We start from the raw sequence: 21,604 nt of genomic DNA on the forward strand, positions 1-21,604 counted from the left end.
CCGGCATGAACATCGACTGGGCAGCGCTCGGTTCCGTCTTCGGAGTCAGCCTCGTGGTGACCGTCGCCATGGTCGGCGTCTTCACCCTCGGCGTCGTCGGCCTCGCCCGCCGCGAGGCCGCCGTGAGCCGGCAGGGGGGCACGGCACTGGCCACCACCGGCGCCTGCCTCTGCTTCGCGGTCTGCGCCGCGGTGGTCGGATACGGAATCCAGCTGATCGTCGCCTGATACACCGACGGGCCGCCCTCCGCGCGGCCCGTGCACGACGCGCGCCCCGGAACCCCGTCTGCCGGGGACCGGGGCGCCCGTACGTCGGTGCCCGGCGCCAAGTAGCCCGCCGGGTCCCGGCTGTGGGGATCGGCACACTCTTCCCGCCCAGGTCAGCGGCCAGTTGACGGGGGTGGCGGTGCGTGGTGGACTGCCCCGAGCCGAAGTACGGCGGCAGAGAGGAAGCCGGTGCGAGTCCGGCGCGGTCCCGCCACTGTCACCGGAGAGCACGCTCCCCCCGTACGAGCCGCGGCCCACCCAGGGTGGTCCCGGCCCGCGGGGAGCCGCCGATCCGGAAGCCAGGAGACTCTCGCCGTCGTCATCACGTCGAACCGGGGCGCGGACCCTGAGTGAGGACACATAGCGATGCCGGGCCGCCCGCCTGTGGATTCCCCCGCCGAACGCGCCCCGCGCGCCACCGCACCCCGCCGAGGCGAGCCGGCGGCCTGAGCGATGGGTGCCGAACGGGTCTTCGCCTGCGGCGCCGCCACCGGTCTCCTCGGTGACCTCCTGTTCGGCGATCCCCGCCGCGGGCATCCGGTCGCCGTGTTCGGACGCGGCGCGGCGGCGCTGGAACACCTCCTGTGGCGCGACCACCGGGGCTGGGGCGCACTGCACACCGCCCTCTGCGCCGGAAGCGCCGTGGGCGCCGGCGCGCTGGCCGCCCGGCTGGTGCGCCGCTCCCCCGCCGCCGCCACCGCGCTGACCGCGGCGGCCACCTGGGCGGTGGTCGGCGGCACCTCGCTGGCCCGGGAGGCCACCGCGATCGGCGAGGCGCTCGCCGCCGGTGACACCGGTGCCGCCCGCGCCCGGCTGCCGCATCTGTGCGGCCGGGACCCGGAGTCCCTCGACGCGGCGGGCATGGCGCGCGCGGTCGTCGAGTCGGTGGCCGAGAACACCTCCGACGCGGTGGTCGGCGCCCTGGTCTGGGGCGCCCTCGCCGGGGTGCCGGGGCTGCTCGGCTTCCGCGCGGTCAACACCCTGGACGCGATGGTCGGCCACAAGTCGCCCCGCCACCGCCGCTTCGGCTGGGCCGCCGCCCGCCTCGACGACCTCGCGGGCGCGCCCGGGGCCCGGCTCACCGCCGCCCTCGCCGTGCTGGCGGGCGGGGACCCGCGGGGCGCCGCCCGGGCCTGGCGCGCGGACGCGGGCGCGCACCCGAGCCCCAACGCGGGCCCGGTGGAAGCCTCGTTCGCGGGCGCGCTCGGCGTACGGCTCGGCGGCACCCTCTCCTACGGGGGCCGGATCGAGCACCGCCCCGTGCTGGGCGGCGGCGGCCGGGAGGTCGAGGTGGCCGACATCCGGCGGGCGGTGCGGCTCTCGCGCCGGATCACCGTGCTCAGCCTGCTGGTGTGCGCGGCGGCGGGCCTCGCGCGGGCCCGGGCGGGTGCCCGGTGAAGGGCGGGGGGCTGCTCGTCGCGGGGACCACCTCGGACGCGGGCAAGAGCGTGGTCACGGCGGGCATCTGCCGGTGGCTGGTGCGGCAGGGCGTGAAGGTGGCGCCCTTCAAGGGCCAGAACATGTCCCTCAACTCCTTCGTCACCCGGGAGGGCGCGGAGATCGGCCGGGCCCAGGCGATGCAGGCCCAGGCCTGCCGCGTCGAGCCGAGCGCCCTGATGAACCCGGTCCTGCTGAAGCCGGGCGGCGACCGCACCAGCCAAGTCGTCCTGAAGGGGCGCCCGGTGGGCGAGCTGAGCGCCCGCGGCTTCTTCGGCACCGGGGACGCGCGCCTCGGCACCGGCCTGCACGGCGGCGGACGCGAGGCCCTGCTCGCCACCGTCGTGGAGTGCCTTCAGGAGCTGCGGAGCAGCCACGACGCGGTGATCTGCGAGGGCGCGGGCAGCCCCGCCGAGATCAATCTGCGCCGTACCGACCTGGTCAACATGGGCATCGCCCGGGCGGCGCGGCTGCCGGTCCTGGTGGTCGGCGACATCGACCGCGGCGGGGTCTTCGCCTCCTTCTTCGGTACGACGGCGCTGCTCGCCCCCGAGGACCAGGCGCTGCTCGCCGGGTACCTGGTGAACAAGTTCCGCGGCGATGTCTCGCTGCTCGAACCGGGCCTGGACATGCTCCGCTCGCTCACCGGCCGCCGCACCTACGGCGTGCTGCCCTTCCGGCACGGCCTCGGCATCGACGAGGAGGACGGCCTGGCCGTCTCGCTGCGCGGGGCGGTGCGCGAGTCGGCGGTCAGCGAGCCCGCCGGTCCTGAGGTGCTGCGGGTCGCGGTCTGCGCCGTACCGCTGATGTCGAACTTCACCGATGTGGACGCGCTGGCCGCCGAGCCGGGCGTGGTGGTGCGCTTCGTGGACCGCGCCGCGGAACTCGCCGACGCGGACCTGGTGATCGTGCCCGGCACCCGCGGCACCGTGCGGGCCCTCGGCTGGCTGCGCGAGCGCGGGCTCGCCGGGGCCCTGGCGCGGCGGGCCGCCGAGGGGCGCCCGGTGCTCGGCATCTGCGGCGGCTTCCAACTGCTCGGGGAGCGCATCGAGGACGAGGTGGAGTCCCGCGCGGGCACCGTCGAGGGGCTCGGGCTGCTGCCGCTGCGGGTGCGCTTCGCCCGCGAGAAGACCCTCGGCAGGCCGCACGGCGAGGCGCTCGGCGAGCGGGTCGAGGGGTACGAGATCCACCACGGCCTCGCCGAGGTCACCGGCGGCGAGGCCTTCCTGGACGGCTGCCGCGCGGGCTCGGTCTGGGGCACGCACTGGCACGGCTCACTGGAGTCGGACGGCTTCCGGCGGGCCTTCCTGCGCGAGGTCGCGGCGGTCGCGGGCCGGCGCTTCGTGCCCGCGCCCGGCACCTCCTTCGCCGCGCTGCGCGAGCAGCAGCTCGACCACCTGGGCGACCTGATCGAGGAGCACGCGGACACCGATGCCCTGTGGCGGCTCATCGAGTCGGGCACGCCCGCGGACCTGCCCTTCGTCCCGCCGGGGGCGCCGTGAACCCCGTACCCGGCAGCGCCCCCGCACACCCCGTACACCCCGCACCCGAAGGCAATCTGGAGGGCGACGCATGAGCACCCCCTATCCGTTCACCGCGCTGGTGGGCCAGGACGACCTGCGCCTGGCGCTGCTGCTGAACGCCGTGTCCCCGGCGGTCGGCGGTGTGCTCGTCCGCGGCGAGAAGGGCACCGCCAAGTCCACGGCGGTACGGGCCCTTTCGGCGCTGCTGCCCGCGGTGTCCACGGTCCCCGGCTGCCGCTTCTCCTGCGATCCGGCGGCGCCCGACCCCGGCTGCCCGGACGGCCCGCACCGCCCCGGTGAGAGCGCGGCGCGGCCGGCCCGGATGGTCGAACTGCCGGTCGGCGCCTCCGAGGACCGCCTGGTCGGCGCGCTCGACATCGAGCGGGCGCTCGCCGAGGGCGTCAAGGCCTTCGAACCGGGCCTGCTCGCCGACGCGCACCGCGGCATCCTCTACGTGGACGAGGTCAACCTGCTCCACGACCACCTGGTCGACCTGCTCCTCGACGCGGCCGCGATGGGCGCCTCCTATGTGGAGCGCGAGGGCGTCTCCGTACGGCATGCCGCGCGCTTCCTCCTGGTCGGCACGATGAACCCCGAGGAGGGCGAGCTGCGGCCGCAGTTGCTCGACCGGTTCGGGCTGACCGTGGAGGTCGCCGCCTCCCGGGAGCCGGACCAGCGGGTCGAGGTGGTCCGGCGGCGCCTGGCCTACGACGAGGACCCGGAGGCCTTCGCCGGGCGCTGGGCCGCCGAGGAGGGCGCGCTGCGGGAACGTGTCGCCGCGGCCCGCGCGCTGCTGCCCGCGGTGCGGCTCGGCGACGGGGTGCTCCGCCAGATCGCGGCGACCTGCGCCGCCTTCGAGGTCGACGGGATGCGCGCGGACCTGGTGATGGCCCGCACCGCGACCGCGCTGGCCGCCTGGGCGGGCCGCGAGGAGGTCCGCGAGGAGGACGTACGGCAGGCCGCCCTGCTCGCGCTGCCGCACCGGCGGCGCCGCAACCCCTTCGACGCCCCGGGCCTGGACGAGGAGAAACTCGACGAGACCCTGGAGGAGTTCGGCCCCGAGGACCCGCCGCCCGGCGGCGACGGCGGCCCCGGAAGCGGCCCTGAAGGCGGCCCCGAGGACGACCCGGACGGCGGCCCCGGAGGCCCCGACGGCCCGGATGGCCCCGACGGCGGCGGGCGGCCCCCGGCGGATCAGGACCCGGCGGACGGCGGCCGGGCCGAGTCGGAGACCTCTGATGCGCCCGGGGAGCCCGGCGCCGAGGTCCCCGGGCAGGGCCGCGGTGAGCCCCAGCCCTCGGGCGCGGGCGGCGAGCAGCGGGCCGTGGGCGCGGGCGAGCCCTTCCGTACGAAGGTGCTGAGCGTGCCGGGCCTCGGCGAGGGGGCGGCCGGGCGGCGCTCCCGGGCGCGTACCGAGCACGGCAGGACCACCGGCGCCCGCAGGCCGCGCGGGACGCTGACCAAGCTGCATCTGGCGGCGACCGTGCAGGCCGCGGCGCCGCACCAGCGGGCGAGGGGCCGCAGCGGGGCGGGACTCGTGGTGCGCCGGGACGATCTGCGGCAGGCCACCCGGGAGGGCCGCGAGGGCAATCTGGTCCTCTTCGTGGTGGACGCCTCCGGTTCGATGGCGGCCCGCAGGAGGATGGGCGCGGTCAAGGGCGCGGTGCTCTCGCTGCTCCTGGACGCCTACCAGCGGCGCGACAAGGTCGGCCTGGTGACCTTCCGCGGTGCCGCCGCCGAGCTCGCACTGCCGCCGACCTCCTCGGTGGACGCCGCCGCCGCGCGCCTGGAGACGCTGCCCACCGGAGGCCGCACCCCGCTCGCCGCCGGTCTGCTCCGTGCCCACGAGGCGCTGCGGGTGGAGCGGCTGCGCGACCCGGCGCGCCGCCCGCTGCTCGTCCTGGTCACCGACGGGCGGGCCACCGGCGGCCCCGACCCGCTGGCCCACGCCGCCCGCGCCGCCCGGCTCTTCGCCGCCGAGGGCACCGCCTCGGTGGTCGTCGACTGCGAGACGGGGCCGGTCCGGCTCGGCCTCGCCGGGCAGCTCGCGCGCGAACTCGGCGGCACCGCCACCACCTTGGACGAGCTGCGCGCCGACTCGCTCGCCGGTCTGGTCAAGGACGTCCAGTCGGCCCCGACCGCCAGGAGGGCAGCCTGATGCCGCAGGGAAAGCCGTCCGTCGTCCCCGACGACGGGCTCACCACCCGCCAGCGCCGCAACCGGCCGCTGGTCTTCGTGCACACCGGCCCCGGCAAGGGCAAGTCGACCGCGGCCTTCGGGCTCGCGCTGCGGGCCTGGAACCAGGGCTGGCCGATCGGGGTGTTCCAGTTCGTGAAGTCGGCGAAGTGGAAGGTCGGCGAGGAGAACGCGCTGCGCACCCTCGGCGCCTCCGGCGAGGGCGGCACCGTCGACTGGCACAAGATGGGCGAGGGCTGGTCCTGGATCCAGCGGGCGCCCGCCGAGGGCGAGTCGACCAATGAGGACAAGGCCCGCGAGGGCTGGGAGCAGGTCAAGCGCGATCTGGCGGCCGAACGCTACCGGCTCTACGTCCTCGACGAGTTCGCCTACCCGCTGCACTGGGGCTGGATCGACACCGCCGAGGTGATCTCCGTACTGCGGCAGCGGCCCGGCACCCAGCATGTGGTGATCACCGGCCGCAACGCCCCGCCCGAACTCCTCGGCTTCGCCGACCTGGTGACCGAGATGACCAAGGTCAAGCACCCCATGGACGAGGGCCAGAAGGGCCAGCGGGGGATCGAGTGGTGAACTCCGTGCCCCGGCTGGTCGTCGCCGCGCCCGCCTCCGGCAGCGGCAAGACCACCGTCGCCACGGGCCTGATGGCCGCCTTCACCGCCCGCGGCCTCGCCGTCTCCCCGCACAAGGTGGGCCCCGACTACATCGACCCCGGCTACCACTCCCTGGCCACCGGCCGCCCGGGCCGCAACCTCGACGCCTACATGTGCGGTACGGAGCTGATCGCGCCGCTCTTCGCGCACGGCGCCCGGGGCTGCGGACTGGCCGTGGTCGAGGGGGTGATGGGCCTCTTCGACGGGGCCGCGGGCGCGGGCGAACTCAGCTCCACGGCCCAGGTAGCCAAGCTCCTGCGGGCCCCGGTCGTCCTCGTCGTCGACGCCTCCTCGCAGTCCCGCTCGGTGGCCGCCCTGGTGCACGGCTTCGCCTCCTGGGACCCGGGCGTGCGGCTGGCCGGGGTCATCCTCAACAAGGTCGCCTCCGACCGGCACGAGGAGCTGCTTCGCGAGGGCCTGGAGGAGTCCGGGGTACCCGTCGTCGGCGTGCTGCGCCGCGCTCCCCAGGTGGACACGCCCTCCCGGCACCTGGGCCTGGTCCCGGTGGCCGAGCGGCACACCGAGGCGCTCACGGCGGTCGAGGCGATGGCCGCCCAGGTCGCCCTGGGCTGCGACCTCGACGCCCTGTACGCCCTGGCCCGGAGCGCGCCGCCGCTGGACGCCCCGGCCTGGGACCCGGCCGCGGCCGTGGGGCCCGCCGTGCCCGGTCGGCCGCGGATCGCGGTCGCGGGCGGCGCCGCCTTCACCTTCTCCTACGCCGAGCACGCGGAACTCCTCACCGCGGCCGGTGCCGAGGTGGTCCCCTTCGACCCGCTGCGCGAGGAGCAACTGCCGGAGCGGACCGCGGGCTTGGTGATCGGCGGCGGCTTCCCGGAGATGTACGGGCCCGAGCTGTCCGCCAACGAACCGCTGCGCACGTCGGTGGCGGACCTCGCCGCCTCGGGCGCCCCGCTGGCCGCCGAGTGCGCCGGGCTGCTCTACCTCAGCCGGTCCCTGGACGGGCGGCCGATGTGCGGGGTCCTGGACGCCGAGGCGCGGATGTCCGGGCGGCTGACGCTCGGCTACCGCGAGGCCGTCGCCCTCGCGGACGGCCCCCTCGACGCGGCGGGCGGCCGGGCCCGGGGGCACGAGTTCCACCGTACGGCCGTCACCCCGGGCGCGGGGGCCTCGCCCGCCTGGGGCTTCACCTCCCCGCAGCGGCGCACCGAGGGCTTCCTGCAGCAGCAGGTGCACGCCAGCTATCTGCACACCCACTGGGCGGGGCGGCCCGGGGCGGCGCGCAGGTTCACCGAGCGGTGTGCCGCGCCATGAGCCCCGTCTCAGCCGCCGGCGGTCCCGATCACCAGCCACATCAGCGCGGTCCCCGCGAGGGTGCACAGCAGGGTGGAGCGGGCCGGATGCCGGTGACTGGCCTCGGGCAGGATCTCGGCCGCGGCGATGTAGAGCAGGGTGCCCGCGAAGAAGCCGAGACAGCAGCCGAGCGCCTGCTCCGGAATGGTGAACAGGAGGGTGGAGGCGGCGCCCGCGATCGGCGCGAGCGCGTCCGCGAGCAGCAGGGCCAGCGCCTTGCCGTGGGCGTTCCCGAGGCCGGCGGCCAGCGTGTAGGTGTTGAAGCCGTCGGCGAAGTCATGGGCGATCACGGCGACCGCGACGGTCGCGCCTATCCGCGCGTCCACCTGGAAGGAGGCGCCGATCGCGACGCCGTCGGCCAGGCTGTGCCCGACCATCGCCCCGGCCGCGCCGAGCCCCAGCTCCCGCGTCCCGCCTCCGTTGTGCGCCCCGTGCTCGGCCTCGCGCAGGGCGAGCAGCCGCTCGGCGAGATGGGCGAGCAGGAAGCCGCCGACGAAGAGCACCAGGGCGGCGGGCACTCCGTACCAGTCCTGGTGCGCGGCCTCGAAGGCCTCCGGCAGCAGGTCGAGCCCGACCACCCCGAGCATCAGCCCGCCCGCGAAGCCGAGCACCAGATGCAGCCGGTCGGTGACCCGCCGCGCGGCCCAGCCGCCGACCAGCGTCATCACCAGCGATCCCAGCGCCACGAGCACGGCCATGCCCCCTTGCTAGCCGATCACCCGACGGCGTGCACGCCGCGCGGGGCGGAGAGTCCGGAGCCGGGGGCTCCGTCGCGGGCGGGCCCGTCGGCGGCGGGGCCGGGGCCGACCGGCCCGTCGGCCACCGAGCCCGAGCCGACCGCTCCCTCGGCGACCGAGCCCGAGCCGGCCAGTCCCTCGGCGGGTGGCTCGCCGTCGGTGGATCCGGGGCCGAGCGGCCCGCTGCCGGTGGACGACCGGCTCGGTTCGCCGCCGTGCGGAGCGGCGGTACGGCGTCCGGCCTCGCTCCTGGTCGGGGTGGGCGCCTCCCGGGACGTCCCGGCCGAGGAGGTGCTGACCCTGGTACGGGCCGCGCTCCGGGACGGCGGCCTGTCCCCGCTGAGCCTCGCCGCCCTGGTCACGGCCGAGACCCGGAACGGCGAACCCGGCCTCCTCCGGGCCGCCACCCGGCTCGGCGTCCCGCTGCGCGCCCGCCCGGCCGCGGAACTGGCGGCCGTCCCGGTCCCGCACCCCTCCGCGCGGGTCCGCACCGCCCTCGGCACCCCCTCGGTCGCCGAGGCGGCGGCGCTGGCCGAGGCGGGGGCCAGGGGCGGGGAACTCCTCGTACCGAAGCGGAAGTCGGCGGGCAGCCCGGCCCGGGCCACCTGCGCGGTGGTACGTCTCGCGGGTGCGGGCGGGGGCCGGGAGGGCGAGCACCGGTCCGGCAGCCTCGTCGAGGCCGGCGTGGGGGACGGGGAGTCGGGTACGGGCGGCGGCGCACCGGCGGTGGCGGCGGCACTACGGCAGGCCACACTCGTCCTGGTGCCGGAGCGGACTCCGGCGGATCCCGGGCACGCGCCCGAGGCATCCGTACGCTCCCTGCTGCGGCCTGGCGTCCGGGTCCTTCGGTACGGCGGTGGCCCCGGGGCGGCGGAAGGGGACGCGATCGCCGTCCGCGCCGCCCGGGAGGGGGAACGGGTGGTGGTGCTGCGCGGGACCGGGACCGGGGCGGATGCCAGGCCCGGAGCCGGGCCCCGGGCAGCGCCGGACACCGGGACAGTGAGCAGAGACAGCGACCGGCACCGGGGCGGCTCCGGCCGCGCCCCCGCCCTTGAACGAGGACTCACGGCGGCCATGAACACTCCCCCGCGCACCGACCCCGGACACGATCTGCGGCACCACGGTGACGCCGAAGTACGCGACAGGGGCGCCGGGTTGACGGACCTCGCGGTCAATGTGCGCACCGGCACTCCCCCGGCCTGGCTGGCCGAGCGCATCGCCGCCACCCTGCCGGGGCTCGCCGCCTACCCCGACGGCCGGGCGGCGCGCGGGGCGGTGGCGGCGCGGCACGGGCTGCCCGAGGAGCGGGTGCTGCTCACCTCGGGCGCGGCGGAGGCCTTCGTGCTGCTCGCACGGGCGCTCGCGGTGCGCCGACCGGTCGTGGTGCACCCGCAGTTCACCGAGCCCGAGGCCGCGCTGCGGGACGCCGGCCACCCGGTGGAACGGGTACTGCTGCGTGCCGAGGACGGCTTCCGGCTGGACCCGGCGGCGGTGCCCGAGAGCGCGGACCTGGTCGTGCTCGGCAACCCGACCAACCCGACCTCGGTACTGCACCCGGCCGCACAGCTCGCCCGGCTCGCCCGCCCCGGCCGCTGCCTGGTGGTGGACGAGGCCTTCATGGACGCGGTCCCGGGCGAACGCGAGAGCCTGGCCGCGCGCACCGACCTACCGGGCCTCGTGGTCCTGCGCAGCCTCACCAAGACCTGGGGCCTCGCCGGACTGCGCATCGGCTACGTACTGGCACCACCCGAGACCGTGGCCGCCCTGGAGCGCGCCCAGCCGCTGTGGCCGGTCTCCTCACCCGCCCTGGCGGCGGCCGAGGCCTGCATGGAACCCCGCGCCCTGGCCGAGGCCGAGGCCGCCGCCCGGACCGTCGCCGCCGACCGCGCCCGCCTGTGCGAGGGCCTCGGCGCCCGGGGCCTCGAGTACGTCCGCGGCGCCGAGGGCCCCTTCGTCCTGCTCCGCGCCCCCGGCGCCGAGGCACTGCGCGACCGGCTGCGCACCCTCGGCTTCGCGGTCCGGCGCGGCGACACCTTCCCCGGCCTGGACCGCGACTGGCTCCGGCTCGCGGTACGCGGGGAGGCCACCACGAGGAGCTTTCTGCGGGCCCTGGACGAGGCCCTCGGCAGGGGCTGAGTGCGGTAACCGGGGCAGCGGGGGATTGCCGCTCCCGGGGAGTGGCAGTCCCCGGGAGCCGGCCGGAGCCCCTGGGTGCGGGAGTCCCTGGGAGCGGTGGTCCCTGGGAGCGGTGGTCCCTGGGAGCGGTGGTCCCTGGGAGCGGTGGTCCCTGGGAGCGGTGGTCCCTGGGAGCGGTGGTCCCTGGGAGCGGTGGTCACAGGAGCGCTCGGCCCCGGATCATCCGTCCCAGGACTGCCGCTCCCGGGTCAGAGCGACCCCGGAGGCAAGCCCTCAACTACCGCTGCGGCTCGCGCGGTTGTTCCGGTTGCGCCGCGCGAGGAGCACCGCGCCACCGCCCAGCCCGAGCAGTACGGCGCCGCCGCCCGCGAGGTACGGGGTGGTGGAACTGCCGCCGGTCTCGGCCAGGTTCTGCTCGGGCTTCGCCTCGGAGGTCTTCGGCTCGACGTCAGCCACCGGCTTCTCGGGCTTCGGCTGCGGCTTGGCGGCCGGGGGTGCGGTGGGCGCCTCGCAGGTGGCGCCCGCGAGGGTGACGGTGCCCTCGACCTCGGCGACGTTCAGCTCCAGGGGGTTGACCGAGACCTTGAGTTCGAGCGCGGAGGCCGCCGCGGTACGCGAGGTGGTACGGGTCGAGGACAGCGCGAGGCCGACCTCGCCGACCCCCGGGACCTTGACCTCGGTGGTGCCGCCGGTGGTCAGCGAGACCTTCTTGCCGAGCACGGTGACCGCGCCGAGCAGATCGGCCTCGGCGACGGGCTTCCTACCGGCCTCGCAGGTGGCACGGGAGGACACCGCGCCCACCTCGATCAGCGAGAGCAGCGGCAGCCCGGGCACATGCACCTTGGCGTGCGCGAGTTCGGTACGTCCCTCGGCCTTGTGCTTGGTCACCTCTGCCTCGGCGGAGGCCGCATCGGCCCGCAGTACGGTGAAGGGCTTGCCGTGGTCGACGCCGTCCAGGGTGGCCGTCAGCGCCGTCTTCTCCGAACTCCGGGGCGCCTGGACCTCGTTGAGGCTGAGGTCCAGCGGCACCTGCACGGTCTTGTCGAGCAGGGAGACATCGAGCCCGGTACGCAGCACGACGGCGCTCGCCCGGCCCTGCTCCGTGGTGGCGTGCGCGGTGCCGGTGGTGGCGAGCGCCGCGGGCGCGGTGAGCAGCGCGAGGCTCGCCGAGGTGGCGGCGAGACGGCGTACGGGCATGCGGAAAGTGTTGCTGTTCAAGGTGGTGGGACCTCACAGGAGACATTGGTGAGGGACCCCGCCTCCGCCGCGCACTGGGGGACCGGCAACGGCGGTGCGGTGTCCGTGCCCGGAATCCTTACGCACATGGAGTGAACAGGCGGCAACCTGGAGTGAGTTCACCCCAAAGGGGGGTTTCCGCTCCCGCATTCGATTCCCTGACCACAGGACTTCCCCGACGCCCCAGCCGCCGCCCCGCACGGAACCACGGGAACCGCACCGCTCACCACGGCACCTCAACCAGACCGGGCCCATCACACCGACCGCGTACGCAAGTTGACGCCCGCACAGGAACGGGGGAAGAGAACGAGCCCCGTCCACCCCACGTCACGCCTCGGTCAACCCTGCGCCATCACGCGCGCTTTCCTCCGCACCCGCCCCACAACTCAGGCATCAGGCCTCGCAGCTCACGCCTCATCAGGCTTCAGGCCTCACAACTCACGCCTCGGCCTCAGGCCTGGGAACTGAGACCTCGTGTTTTGCGCTGGGACCCGGGCCCGCCCCCCACCCCCGTGCTCCGGGCTCCGGGCTCCGAGATCACGCGACCCGCGCCCTCGGACCTCAGGCGGTCACACGGCCGTTCACCACGATCCGCCGCGGGGCGGCCAGGACCCGTACGTCCGCGCGCGGGTCGCTGTCGTAGACCACGAGGTCGGCGGGGGCGCCCTCCTCCAGGCCGGGGCGGCCGAGCCAGGAGCGGGCGCCCCAGGTGGTGGCCGAGAGCGCCTCCAGGGGCGGGATGCCCGCCGTGACCAGCTCGGCGACCTCCTCGGCGACCAGCCCGTGCGGCAGCGAGCCGCCCGCGTCGGTGCCGACGAAGACCGGCACCCCGGCGTCGTAGGCCGCCCGCACGGTGTCGTACCGGCGCTCGTACAGCCTGCGCATATGGGCCGACCAGCGCGGGAACTTCTCCTCGCCGCCCGCGGCGAGCTTCGGGAAGGTGGCGATGTTGACGAGGGTGGGCACGATGGCGACCCCGCGCTCGGCGAAGAGCGGGATGGTCTCCTCGGTCAGCCCGGTGGCGTGCTCAATGCAGTCGATGCCCGCCTCGACGAGGTCGCGCAGCGAGTCCTCGGCGAAGCAGTGCGCGGTGACCCGGGCCCCGAGCCGGTGCGCCTCGGCGATCGCCGCCTCGACGGCCTCGCGCGGCCAGCACGGGGTGAGGTCCCCGGCCTCCCGCTCGATCCAGTCGCCGACGAGCTTGACCCAGCCGTCGCCGCGGCGGGCCTCCTGGGCGACATAGGCGACCAGGTCCTCCGGCTCGATCTCGTGCGCGAAGTTGCGGATGTAGCGGCGGGTGCGGGCGATGTGGCGGCCCGCCCGGATGATCTTCGGCAGGTCCTCCCGTTCGTCGATCCAGCGGGTGTCCGAGGGCGAACCGGCGTCCCGGATCAGCAGGGTGCCCGCCTCCCGGTCGGTGAGCGCCTGCTTCTCCGCGACCTCGTCGGGCACCGGTCCGTGCGCGTCGAGCCCCACATGGCAGTGGGCGTCGACGAGCCCCGGCAGCGCCCAGCCCTCCACGGTGCGCACCTCGCGCGCTCCGGCCGGCCGCTGGTAGGTGACGCGGCCGGAGACCACCCAGAGCTCGTCCCGTACCTCCTCGGGCCCGAGGAGAACCCGCCCCTTCACGTGCAGCACCGTGTGATCGCTCATGCCCGCACCCTAAACCCGTCCGGGCGCCCCGCAGGAGGCCCCTTCGGGCCGCCCGACCGCCCGCCGGATCGGGCCTCTCGGCGGGGCACCGAACCCGTCCGCCACCGGCCGCGCGGCCGAGGCCTCAGCGCGGTTCGGCGGTGCCCGCGATGCGGTCGAGCCACTCCCGCAGCAGGGCGCGTTCGAGGTCGGTCAGGGCGGTGGCCCCCGGCAGGGCGGCACGCAGCGCCACGGCGGCACCGACCGGCCCGGGGTCGGCCAGGACGGGGGCCTCGGTGGTGATCGCGGCGATGACGGCCTCCCGGGCGTCGAGCGAGAGATCGAGGTCGCGGCGCTCCTCGGGCATGGCGATCAGGGTGAGGGCGGCCCCGGTCCCGGCGGCCTGGACGAGATGGGTGGCCCGCTCCTCGCCGATCCGCAGCCGCCCCGCCTCGGCGATCCGGCGGATATGGGCGGCGAGGATATCGGCACCGGCGGCCGCCGCGGGCGGTACCGCTCCGGGGCGCGGCTCGCACATGAGCTGGTAGAGCGCGGGATTGGCCAGGCCGAAGCCGATGTGCAGATCCCAGCCCGCGCGGAGGTCGTCCACCGGGTCGGTGAGGGGCTCCCGGGCCGTCTTGCTGTCGAGATAGGCCCGGAAGCCCTCGGCGGCCACGGCGTCGAACAGCCCCTGCTTGTCGCCGAACAGCCGGTAGATCGTCGGGGCCTGCACTCCCGCGGCGGCACCGACCGCCCGGGTCGAGACGGCCTCCCGCCCGCCCTCGGCGAGAAGTGCGGTGGTGGCGTCGAGGATGCGCTCGCGGGGACCGCGCTCGACCGCGGGGCCGGTCGGGACGGGCGAGGTCGTCGTGTCGTGCACATCGGCAGGCAGCTCTCCAGGCATGTTTCCAACGATAACAGGAGCACGTTAGCACTCCTCTCGTAACGATGCTACGGTGAAGTCGTTAGCGATGGAAGCAGCGGTTTCGGAATCCCTCCGGAGCACGCTTCCGTGCCCGCCGGGACCGCTGTGCCACCGCACACGCCCAGGCGTCACCGCACCCATACGTACACGGACAGAGGGGGAACCTCATGATCATCGTCACCGGAGCCGGCGGTCAGCTCGGCCGGGCCGTCGTGGAGCGGCTGCTCACCCGGGTGCCCGCCGGACAGCTCGGCGTGAGCGTCCGCGATCCGGGCAAGGCGGCGGAGCTGGAGGAGTCCGGCGTACGCGTCCGCCGGGGCGACTTCCTCGACCCGGGCAGCCTCGCCCACTCCTTCGAGGGGGCCTCCCGGATCCTGCTGGTGTCCGTCGGCCGGACCGGCGAGAGCGCCCTGCGCGCGCACCGCGCGGCCGTCGAGGCCGCCGCGAGCGCCGGGGCGGACCACCTCTTCTACACCAGCCATCAGGCAGCCGGCGCCGCCTCGGCCTTCTCCCCCATGCACACCCACGCCGCCACCGAGCGGCTGCTGCGGGAGTCCGGACTGCCCTGGACCTCGCTGCGCAACGGCTTCTACGCCTCCTTTGCGGCGGCGCTGCTGCCCGCCGCCCTGGAGAGCGGCGAACTGGTCCTGCCGGAGGACGGGCCGGTCTCCTGGACCGCCCACGCGGATCTGGCCGAGGCGGCGGCCGTCGCGCTGACCGAGGACGGCCCCCAGGGACCGACCCCGGGCCTGACCGGTGCCGAGGCGCTCGACATGGCGGAAGTCGCCGTGCTCGCCTCGGAGTTGGCGGGGCGGCCGATACGCCGGGTGGTCGTCCCGGACTCCGTGTACCGGGAGTCGCTGCGCGCCCAGGGCCTGCCCGAGGAGGCGGCGGAGCTGTACCTGGGCATGTTCGCCGCGAGCCGTGCGGGCGAGTTCGCCGAGGTGGGACCGGAGCTGCCGAAGCGCGTCGGCCGACCGGCCACGACGATGCGGGAGGTGCTGGCGGCGGCGCTCCCGGCGGCCCACTGAAGGGCCGCCGGGTGTCCGGACCAAGGCGCCCGGGAGGGTCCGATGCGCCGGGGACGGGCCCTGCGGCGAGGGCCCGGCGGGGCTACGGCCGCTTGTCGACGGGCGGCATGCCCTCTTCGACCTGGGCCGCGGCCGGGTCGAGGACCCGGGCCAGGAAGTGGCGGGTGCGCTCGTGCCGCGGATTGCCGATGACCTCGGCCGGCGGCCCCTCCTCGACGATCACCCCGTCGTCCATGAAGACGACCCGGTCCGCGACCTCGCGGGCGAAGCTCATCTCGTGGGTGACGACCATCATCGTCATGCCCTCGTCGGCGAGCATGCGCATCACCGCGAGGACGTCACCGACGAGTTCGGGGTCGAGTGCGGAGGTGGGCTCGTCGAAGAGCATCACCTCGGGCCCCATCGCCAGCGCGCGGGCGATGGCCACCCGCTGCTGCTGACCGCCGGAGAGGGAAGCGGGAAAGGCCTTCGCCTTGTCGGCGAGGCCGACCCGCTCCAGGTTCTCGGCCGCGACACGTCCCGCCGCGGCCTTGTCCCGGCCGAGCACCCTGCGCTGCGGCAGCGCGAGGTTCTCGGTGACCGACAGATGAGGAAAGAGGTTGAACTGCTGGAAGACCATGCCGATACGGCGCCGTACGGCATCGATGTCCACATCGGGGTGGGTGAGTTCGCTGCCGCCGACGAACACCCGCCCCCCGCTGGGCTGTTCGAGCAGGTTCACGCACCGCAGCAGGGTGGACTTGCCCGAGCCCGAGGGGCCGATCACGCAGACGACCTCGCCCTGGCGGATCTCCAGGTCGATGCCGCGCAGTACGTGGTTGTCGCCGAAGGACTTGTGCAGCTGCTCGACCAGGATCTCGGGCCCGGGCGCGGGGTCCGCGGTCGTCTCCTTGCGCAGTCCGCTGCCGCCGTGCTCGCTCATCGGGTGGCCTCCGCCGCTCGTGCCTCCAGTTTGCGCACCACGAAACCGAGCGGGACGGTGACCAGCAGGTAGCACAGGCCCGCGACGAGGATCGGGGTGGAGTTCGCGGTCTCGCTGGCCAGGTCGCGCCCGAACTTGGTCAGCTCCCGCTCCTCCAGGGTCACGCCGAGGAAGAGCACCAGCGAGGAGTCCTTGAAGAGCAGGACGAGTTCGTTGGTGAGCGGCGGGATCACGACCCGGAAGGCCTGCGGGATGATGATCGAGACCATGGCCCGGGTGTGCGAGAAGCCCAGCGAACGCGCCGCCTCCATCTGCCCCTTGGGGATCGCCTGGATCCCCGCCCGGATGGTCTCGGCCATGTACGCGGCGGAGACCAGACCGAGCGCGAGGGCGACCTTGCCGTAGGTGCCGCCGGGGATCTCGGTGCCGGGGAAGGCCAGGGGTACGGCCACGCCGACGAAGATGAAGATCAGCAGGGCGGGCAGGCCGCGGAAGACCTCGATGTAGATCCCCGCGACCCACCGGTACGGCCCGACCGAGGACAGCCGCATCAGCGCGATGAGCAGCCCGAGCACCAGGCCGAGCAGGAAGCCGGACAGGGTGTAGAGCACCGTGTTGCGCAGCGCGATGGTGATGATGTCCGGGAAGAGCCGCTGGGCCAGGTCGGTCTGGGCGAACTGGTTCCGCAGCCGGCCCCAGTCGGCCGAGAGCCCGATGAAGACGAGGACGCCGACGAAGACCAGGTACTGCGCCCCGCGCGAGAGGGCCCGCTTGCGGCGCCGGGTCATACCGGTCTTGACGGGGGTCCGGCCTGCCTCGACACCGCTCATGAGGCGGAGGCCGAGGGCTCGGCGGCGGCCTCGTAGGGGCCGATCCACTTCTCGTACAGCTTCTTGTAGGTGCCGTCGGCCTTGGCGTCCCGGATGGCCTTGTTGAGGGCCGCGAGGAGCTTGGTGTTGCCCTTCTTCACGGTGAAGCCGTACTGCTCACCGGTGTCGAGGTTGTCGGCGATCTTGAAGGCCTCGGCGTTGTCCTTGTTCTTCAGCCAGCCCTGGACCACCGGGTAGTCGATGATGACGGCCTGGACCTGGCCGGTGCGCAGCCCGTTGAGCAGGGCGTCGGAGCTCTCGAAGGAGGTCGCGCCGAGCTTCCTCTTCGCCGCGTACTCCTCGCCGGTGGTCTGCACCTGGGCGCCGAGCTTCTTGCCCTTGGACTTGAGGTCGTCCAGCGAGGTGATGCCGCTCTTCCTGTCGACCAGGACAGCCTGGGTGGCGGAGAAGTACGGGTCCGAGAAGTCGACGTTCTTCTTGCGCTCCTCGGTGATCGTCATGCCCGCGGCGGCGAGGTCGCACTGGCCGGAGTTGAGGAAGGCGCCGGTCTTGAAGTTCTCGAAGGGGGTGTCGACGATGTCCTGCTCGACCTTGAGGTTCTTGGCGGCGATGTCGACGAGGGACACGTCGAAGCCCTGCACCTTGCCGTCGATCTCCGACTGGAACGGCGGGTACGGCAGGTGGGTGCAGGTGGTCAGCTTGCCCGCCTTGACCACCTCGACGCCGCCCGCGGCGGTGCCCTTCTTGTCCCCGGAGGAGCAGCCTGCGGCGAGCACCAGACCGGCGGCGGCGGTGACGGCGGCGAGGGTGCGGGCTCTGCGGCCGAAGACCGTCGGATTCACGGGAACCTCCAAGGAGAAATGCGGCGGCCCGCCGGGAGCGGCGGGCGGGGTACCGGGGGAAGGGCGGCCGGGTCGCGGCCAGGGCGGGCGCGGTCGGTCAGGGGCCCCGGGTGCGGGAGCGTGCCGACTGTACGGCCAAACGGGAGCCCGGGGGCCGAAGCCGCGGAACCCGTCCACCGCTGTGTCGGTGCCCCGGTCCGGCGGGAGGGGCCCGGCGGGAGGGATCCGCCACGGGCGCGCGGCGCGCACCACGGCTCCTCCCTCTGCTCCGGCATCCTGTGATTATAAGGAAAGCTTTGGCCGGCCCCAACCAAAGGGAAGGCACCGGGAGCCGGACGCCCGGGAACCTCGCGGTCCCCGGCAGCGAGCCCCCTCCCGGGCGCGCTCCCGGGCCGGGCGGCGGGTTTTCCACAGGCCCGGCGCGGACCGGAGGCGAGGCTCTAGGGTCGGGGCAGCCGGACACGTACTGGGAGACCGCACACCATGAGCCACCCCTTCCTCGACCTGCCGCCGATGAGCGCGGCGCAGTTCGCCGCGATCGAGCAGCGGGTGGCCCGGCTGCTCGGCACCCGGCAGGACGTCCTGATCATGCAGGGCGAGGCCCTGCTGCCGCTCGAGGGCTGTATCCGCGCGGCCGCGGGCCCGGACACCACCGCACTGAACGTCATCACCGGTCCCTACGGCCAGACCTTCGGCGGCTGGCTGCGCGACTGCGGCGCCGAGGTCGTCGACCTGGCGGTGCCCTTCGACAGCGCGGTACGGCCCGAACAGATCGCCGAGGCCCTCGCCGCGCGTCCGGAGATCGACTTCGTCTCCCTGGTGCACGCGGAGGCGGCGACCGGCAACACCAACCCGGTGGCCGAGATCGGCGAGGCGGTCCGGGCACATGGCGCGCTGTTCATGGTGGACGCCGTCGCCTCGGTCGCCGCGGAGCCGCTGCTGCCCGAGGAGTGGGGCGTGGACCTCTGCGTCATCGGCGGGCAGAAGGCGATGGGCGGTCCGGCGGGCGTCTCGGCGGTCTCGGTCAGCGAGCGCGCCTGGGAGCGCATCGCCGCCAATGAGCGCGCGCCACGCCGCTCCTACCTCTCCCTCCTCGACTGGAAGGAGCGGTGGATCGACGCCGGCCGCGCGGCCCTGCCGCACGCCCCGGCCCAGCTGGAGATGCTCGCCCTGGACGCCTGCCTGGAGCGCATCGAGACGGACGGCCTGGCCACGGTGACCGCGCGGCACGCGCGGGCCGCGGCGGCCTGCCGGGCCGGAGCCCTCGCCATGGGCGGCGGCCTGGAACCGTTTGTGCACGACAGCGCGGCGGCGGCCCCGGTGGCGACCACGCTGCGCACCACCGGCGGCATCGACGCCGCCGCCCTGGTGGCCCGGGCGCTGGCTCCGGCGGGCGGGCTGCCGCTGGCGGCCGGGGGCGGCGCGCTCGCGGGCGAGATGGTCCGGGTCAACCACTACGGTCCGCTGGCCACCCCGGAGGTGGTCGACGCGAGCCTGAGCGCGCTCGGCGGCGCGCTCATCGCGCTGGGCGGCGCCCCCGAGGTGACCGCGGCACGCAGGGCGGCCGCGGCGGTGTGGGGCTGAGATGCGGGCGGTGGTCCGGCGACGCTCCGTGGCGGGGCGGGAACAGGAGGAGGAAATGATCACTGCGTCGACCCGTACGGCTCAACGGAAACAGGAATTTCTTATTTCCTCGCGTGTCACATCCACGCATAATCCAGTACGCATATCTCAGCGTAGCTTCCCATTCGCTTCTGCCCGGTTTTCCGGGACCTAAACACAGAGGTTTCCTGTAGTCCGGACCACATAATTCCACCGGGTCTCCAGAGAGTTACGCTCTTGTGACACAATCCACAAGCTCTCCGTTATGCGTAGAATCTCCCGGGCAAATCGCCATCTTTCGCCGGAAGCACGTGCGTGTGGGCGCGCACGCGCGATAACACAGAAGCGCGTTCCCCGTAACCCCGCCTGCCGATGCAATTTTCGGAATAGCTCGGTAAATTTAATTTCCATGACCGCTGCACAGGCAGACCTTGTACGTGCCCCACAGAGCTTTGTGGAAATGCCGGAGGGACTGCGGCTCGACACCCCTCAGGTGGACGACGGAGCCGCCATCTGGCGCATCGCCCGGGACTCCAGGACCCTCGACCTCAACTCCTCGTACAGCTACCTGCTGTGGTGCCGTGACTTCGCCGGCACCTCGGTGGTGGCCCGCGAGGAGGAGTCGGCCGAGCCGGTCGGCTTCATCACCGGCTACATCCGGCCGGAGCGCCCCCGGACCCTCATGGTCTGGCAGGTCGCCGTGGACGAGTCGCAGCGGGGCAAGGGTCTCGCCTCCGCCCTGCTCGACGGTCTGACCGCGAAGGTCGGGGCCGAGCGCGGAATCGATTCGCTGGAGACCACGATCAGCCCCGACAACACCGCCTCCCAGCGGCTGTTCACCTCGTTCGCCGAACGCTGCGGCGCCGATGTCGCCCGTTCGGCCCTCTTCGACGCGGGTCTCTTTCCCGAAGAGGGACACGAGCCCGAGGTGCTGTACCGGATCAGCCCCTTGGCCCAAGCTTCGTGATCACACAGACGCACCCCCGCCTGCCGTCCGAGCAGTCCCGGACTTCCTCGCACACCCCCCGCAAGCCCTCATCTCCCAGGAGATCGCTGTGACCATCACCCAGCCCGACCTGAGCGTCTTCGAGACTCTGGAGTCGGAAGTGCGCAGCTACTGCCGCGGCTGGCCCGCCGTCTTCGACCGAGCTCAGGGCAGCCACATGTACGACGAGGACGGCCACGCCTACCTCGACTTCTTCGCCGGCGCCGGCTCGCTGAACTACGGCCACAACAACGCCGTCCTCAAACGCGCTCTCATCGACTACCTGGAGCGCGACGGCGTCACCCACGGCCTGGACATGTCGACCACGGCCAAGCGCGCCTTCCTGGAGTCCTTCCAGAACATCATCCTGCGCCCCCGGGACCTGCCCTACAAGGTCATGTTCCCCGGCCCCACGGGCACCAACGCCGTCGAGTCGGCGCTGAAGCTGGCCCGCAAGGTCAAGGGCCGCGAGGCGATCGTCTCCTTCACCAACGCCTTCCACGGCATGTCGCTCGGCTCCCTCGCGGTGACCGGCAACGCCTTCAAGCGGGCGGGAGCCGGTATCCCGCTGGTGCACGGCACCCCGATGCCGTTCGACAACTACCTGGACGGCAAGACCCCCGACTTCCTGTGGTTCGAGCGGCTCCTCGGCGACCAGGGCTCCGGCCTGAACACCCCCGCCGCGGTGATCGTGGAGACGGTGCAGGGCGAGGGCGGCATCAACGTGGCCCGTGTCGAGTGGCTGCGCCGGCTCGCCGAGCTGTGCAAGCGCCGCGACATGCTGCTGATCGTCGACGACATCCAGATGGGCTGCGGCCGTACGGGTGCCTTCTTCTCCTTCGAGGAGGCGGGCATCGTCCCCGACATCGTGACGGTCTCGAAGTCGATCAGCGGCTACGGACTGCCCATGTCGCTGTGCCTGTTCAAGCCGGAGCTGGACATCTGGGAGCCGGGTGAGCACAACGGCACCTTCCGCGGCAACAACCCCGCCTTCGTGACGGCGGCCGCGGCCCTGGAGACCTACTGGACCGACGGCGCCGCGATGGAGAAGCAGACCCTCAGCCGCGGCCAGCAGATCGAGGAGACCCTGGCCGCGCTGCGCGAGGAGCACAGCGACGAGATCAAGCAGTACCGGGGCCGCGGCATGGTCTGGGGCGCCGAGTTCCGCGACAAGTCGAAGGCCTCGGCCGTCGCCAAGCGGGCCTTCGAGCTGGGTCTGCTGATCGAGACCTCGGGCCCCGAGAGCGAGGTCGTGAAGCTGCTTCCCGCGCTCACCATCACCCCCGAAGAGCTGGACGAGGGTCTGCGGATCCTCGCCCGCGCGGTGCGCGAGACCATCTGAC

Annotated in this window: 17 protein-coding genes, 2 pseudogenes and 1 riboswitch; of the genes and pseudogenes, 12 read left to right on the plus strand and 7 right to left on the minus strand. The window is 74.1% G+C overall.

Annotated elements, in window-relative coordinates; all coding sequences use genetic code 11:
• The first annotated feature begins 5 nt into the window (after window positions 1–5).
• From HFV08_RS08090 to HFV08_RS08115, 6 genes are all read left to right on the plus strand, one after another.
• Window positions 6–227: a hypothetical protein gene (locus tag HFV08_RS08090; RefSeq protein WP_168537328.1), complete on the plus strand. Its 222-nt coding sequence runs from the start codon at window positions 6–8 to the stop codon at window positions 225–227.
• A gap of 159 nt (window positions 228–386) precedes the next feature.
• Window positions 387–598, plus strand: a riboswitch (cobalamin riboswitch).
• 121 nt (window positions 599–719) lie between these two features.
• Window positions 720–1,664, plus strand: a complete 945-nt coding sequence (locus tag HFV08_RS08095; RefSeq protein ID WP_168537330.1) for a cobalamin biosynthesis protein — start codon at window positions 720–722, stop codon at window positions 1,662–1,664.
• Window positions 1,661–3,205 carry a cobyric acid synthase gene (locus tag HFV08_RS08100; protein WP_168537332.1) on the plus strand — a complete coding sequence of 515 codons (1,545 nt, stop codon included), beginning with the start codon at window positions 1,661–1,663 and terminating at the stop codon, window positions 3,203–3,205. The genes HFV08_RS08095 and HFV08_RS08100 overlap by 4 nt, the downstream gene beginning before the upstream one ends.
• 70 nt (window positions 3,206–3,275) lie before the next feature.
• A complete protein-coding gene (locus HFV08_RS08105; RefSeq protein WP_168537334.1) occupies window positions 3,276–5,384 on the plus strand; it encodes a putative cobaltochelatase in 2,109 nt (702 codons plus the stop codon).
• Window positions 5,384–5,992, plus strand: a complete 609-nt coding sequence (gene cobO, locus HFV08_RS08110; protein WP_168537336.1) for a cob(I)yrinic acid a,c-diamide adenosyltransferase — start codon at window positions 5,384–5,386, stop codon at window positions 5,990–5,992. The genes HFV08_RS08105 and cobO overlap by 1 nt, the downstream gene beginning before the upstream one ends.
• Window positions 5,989–7,344 (plus strand): cobyrinic acid a,c-diamide synthase CobB, encoded by a 1,356-nt coding sequence (locus HFV08_RS08115; protein ID WP_168537338.1) that lies wholly within the window; start codon window positions 5,989–5,991, stop codon window positions 7,342–7,344. Before cobO ends, HFV08_RS08115 begins: the two co-directional genes overlap by 4 nt.
• Window positions 7,345–7,352: 8 nt before the next feature.
• Here HFV08_RS08115 and HFV08_RS08120 read toward each other — a convergent pair whose 3' ends face one another.
• Complete coding sequence (locus tag HFV08_RS08120) at window positions 7,353–8,081, minus strand: ZIP family metal transporter (protein ID WP_168537340.1); 729 nt, start codon at window positions 8,079–8,081, stop codon at window positions 7,353–7,355.
• Here HFV08_RS08120 and HFV08_RS31110 point away from each other — a divergent pair.
• Together HFV08_RS31110 and cobC are read left to right on the plus strand one after the other, a co-directional pair.
• Window positions 7,998–8,723, plus strand: a pseudogene (locus tag HFV08_RS31110) (cobalamin biosynthesis protein); the annotation flags it as partial. The gene HFV08_RS08120 and the pseudogene HFV08_RS31110 overlap by 84 nt on opposite strands.
• Before the next feature lie 480 nt (window positions 8,724–9,203).
• Window positions 9,204–10,256, plus strand: a pseudogene (gene cobC / locus HFV08_RS31115) (Rv2231c family histidinol phosphate aminotransferase CobC); the annotation flags it as partial.
• A gap of 273 nt (window positions 10,257–10,529) precedes the next feature.
• Here cobC and HFV08_RS08130 read toward each other — a convergent pair.
• From HFV08_RS08130 to HFV08_RS08140, 3 genes are all read right to left on the minus strand, one after another.
• Window positions 10,530–11,474: an SCO1860 family LAETG-anchored protein gene (locus HFV08_RS08130; RefSeq protein WP_168537342.1), complete on the minus strand. Its 945-nt coding sequence runs from the start codon at window positions 11,472–11,474 to the stop codon at window positions 10,530–10,532.
• Window positions 11,475–12,053: 579 nt separating this feature from the next.
• Window positions 12,054–13,145: an amidohydrolase family protein gene (locus HFV08_RS08135; protein WP_168537347.1), complete on the minus strand. Its 1,092-nt coding sequence runs from the start codon at window positions 13,143–13,145 to the stop codon at window positions 12,054–12,056.
• A 124-nt stretch (window positions 13,146–13,269) separates the two neighbouring features.
• Complete coding sequence (locus tag HFV08_RS08140; RefSeq protein ID WP_168537349.1) at window positions 13,270–14,028, minus strand: TetR/AcrR family transcriptional regulator; 759 nt, start codon at window positions 14,026–14,028, stop codon at window positions 13,270–13,272.
• A gap of 188 nt (window positions 14,029–14,216) precedes the next feature.
• On the opposite strand from HFV08_RS08140, the gene HFV08_RS08145 reads away from it, so the two are divergent.
• Entirely contained in the window at window positions 14,217–15,080 is an 864-nt protein-coding gene (locus HFV08_RS08145) for an NAD(P)H-binding protein (RefSeq protein WP_168537351.1), read from the plus strand.
• An 82-nt stretch (window positions 15,081–15,162) separates the two neighbouring features.
• Here the strand turns inward: HFV08_RS08145 and HFV08_RS08150 are convergent, their stop codons facing one another.
• Genes HFV08_RS08150 through HFV08_RS08160 form a run of 3 tightly spaced genes read right to left on the minus strand, consistent with a single transcriptional unit; the run spans window position 15,163 to window position 17,674 of the window.
• Entirely contained in the window at window positions 15,163–16,002 is an 840-nt protein-coding gene (locus HFV08_RS08150; protein WP_168537353.1) for an amino acid ABC transporter ATP-binding protein, read from the minus strand.
• Complete coding sequence (locus HFV08_RS08155; RefSeq protein WP_168537355.1) at window positions 15,999–16,832, minus strand: amino acid ABC transporter permease; 834 nt, start codon at window positions 16,830–16,832, stop codon at window positions 15,999–16,001. The genes HFV08_RS08150 and HFV08_RS08155 overlap by 4 nt, the downstream gene beginning before the upstream one ends.
• Complete coding sequence (locus tag HFV08_RS08160) at window positions 16,829–17,674, minus strand: transporter substrate-binding domain-containing protein (protein ID WP_168537357.1); 846 nt, start codon at window positions 17,672–17,674, stop codon at window positions 16,829–16,831. The genes HFV08_RS08155 and HFV08_RS08160 overlap by 4 nt, the downstream gene beginning before the upstream one ends.
• A gap of 483 nt (window positions 17,675–18,157) precedes the next feature.
• On the opposite strand from HFV08_RS08160, the gene HFV08_RS08165 reads away from it, so the two are divergent.
• The 3 genes from HFV08_RS08165 (at window position 18,158) to ectB (ending at window position 21,603) form a co-directional block, all read left to right on the plus strand.
• Window positions 18,158–19,258, plus strand: a complete 1,101-nt coding sequence (locus tag HFV08_RS08165) for a pyridoxal-phosphate-dependent aminotransferase family protein (protein ID WP_168537359.1) — start codon at window positions 18,158–18,160, stop codon at window positions 19,256–19,258.
• A 478-nt stretch (window positions 19,259–19,736) separates the two neighbouring features.
• Complete coding sequence (ectA, locus tag HFV08_RS08170) at window positions 19,737–20,243, plus strand: diaminobutyrate acetyltransferase (protein WP_168537361.1); 507 nt, start codon at window positions 19,737–19,739, stop codon at window positions 20,241–20,243.
• Window positions 20,244–20,331: 88 nt separating this feature from the next.
• A complete protein-coding gene (gene ectB / locus HFV08_RS08175; RefSeq protein WP_168537363.1) occupies window positions 20,332–21,603 on the plus strand; it encodes a diaminobutyrate--2-oxoglutarate transaminase in 1,272 nt (423 codons plus the stop codon).
• The last annotated feature ends 1 nt before the right edge of the window (window position 21,604 follow it).

The organism is Streptomyces physcomitrii, assembly GCF_012273655.1.
Taxonomy (GTDB): Bacteria; Actinomycetota; Actinomycetes; order Streptomycetales; family Streptomycetaceae; genus Streptomyces; species Streptomyces physcomitrii.

Excerpts from the sequence above, each read along its gene's own strand:
- HFV08_RS08090 (WP_168537328.1), top strand. The coding sequence starts at position 6 with ATGAACATCGACTGGGCAGCGCTCGGTTCCGTCTTCGGAGTCAGCCTC.
- HFV08_RS08140 (WP_168537349.1), bottom strand. The coding sequence starts at position 14,028 with ATGCCTGGAGAGCTGCCTGCCGATGTGCACGACACGACGACCTCGCCC.
- ectA (WP_168537361.1), top strand. The coding sequence starts at position 19,737 with ATGCCGGAGGGACTGCGGCTCGACACCCCTCAGGTGGACGACGGAGCC.
- HFV08_RS08145 (WP_168537351.1), top strand. The coding sequence starts at position 14,217 with ATGATCATCGTCACCGGAGCCGGCGGTCAGCTCGGCCGGGCCGTCGTG.
- HFV08_RS08135 (WP_168537347.1), bottom strand. The coding sequence starts at position 13,145 with ATGAGCGATCACACGGTGCTGCACGTGAAGGGGCGGGTTCTCCTCGGG.
- HFV08_RS08105 (WP_168537334.1), top strand. The coding sequence starts at position 3,276 with ATGAGCACCCCCTATCCGTTCACCGCGCTGGTGGGCCAGGACGACCTG.
- cobO (WP_168537336.1), top strand. The coding sequence starts at position 5,384 with ATGCCGCAGGGAAAGCCGTCCGTCGTCCCCGACGACGGGCTCACCACC.
- HFV08_RS08165 (WP_168537359.1), top strand. The coding sequence starts at position 18,158 with ATGAGCCACCCCTTCCTCGACCTGCCGCCGATGAGCGCGGCGCAGTTC.
- HFV08_RS08095 (WP_168537330.1), top strand. The coding sequence starts at position 720 with ATGGGTGCCGAACGGGTCTTCGCCTGCGGCGCCGCCACCGGTCTCCTC.
- HFV08_RS08155 (WP_168537355.1), bottom strand. The coding sequence starts at position 16,832 with ATGAGCGGTGTCGAGGCAGGCCGGACCCCCGTCAAGACCGGTATGACC.
- HFV08_RS08150 (WP_168537353.1), bottom strand. The coding sequence starts at position 16,002 with ATGAGCGAGCACGGCGGCAGCGGACTGCGCAAGGAGACGACCGCGGAC.
- HFV08_RS08120 (WP_168537340.1), bottom strand. The coding sequence starts at position 8,081 with ATGGCCGTGCTCGTGGCGCTGGGATCGCTGGTGATGACGCTGGTCGGC.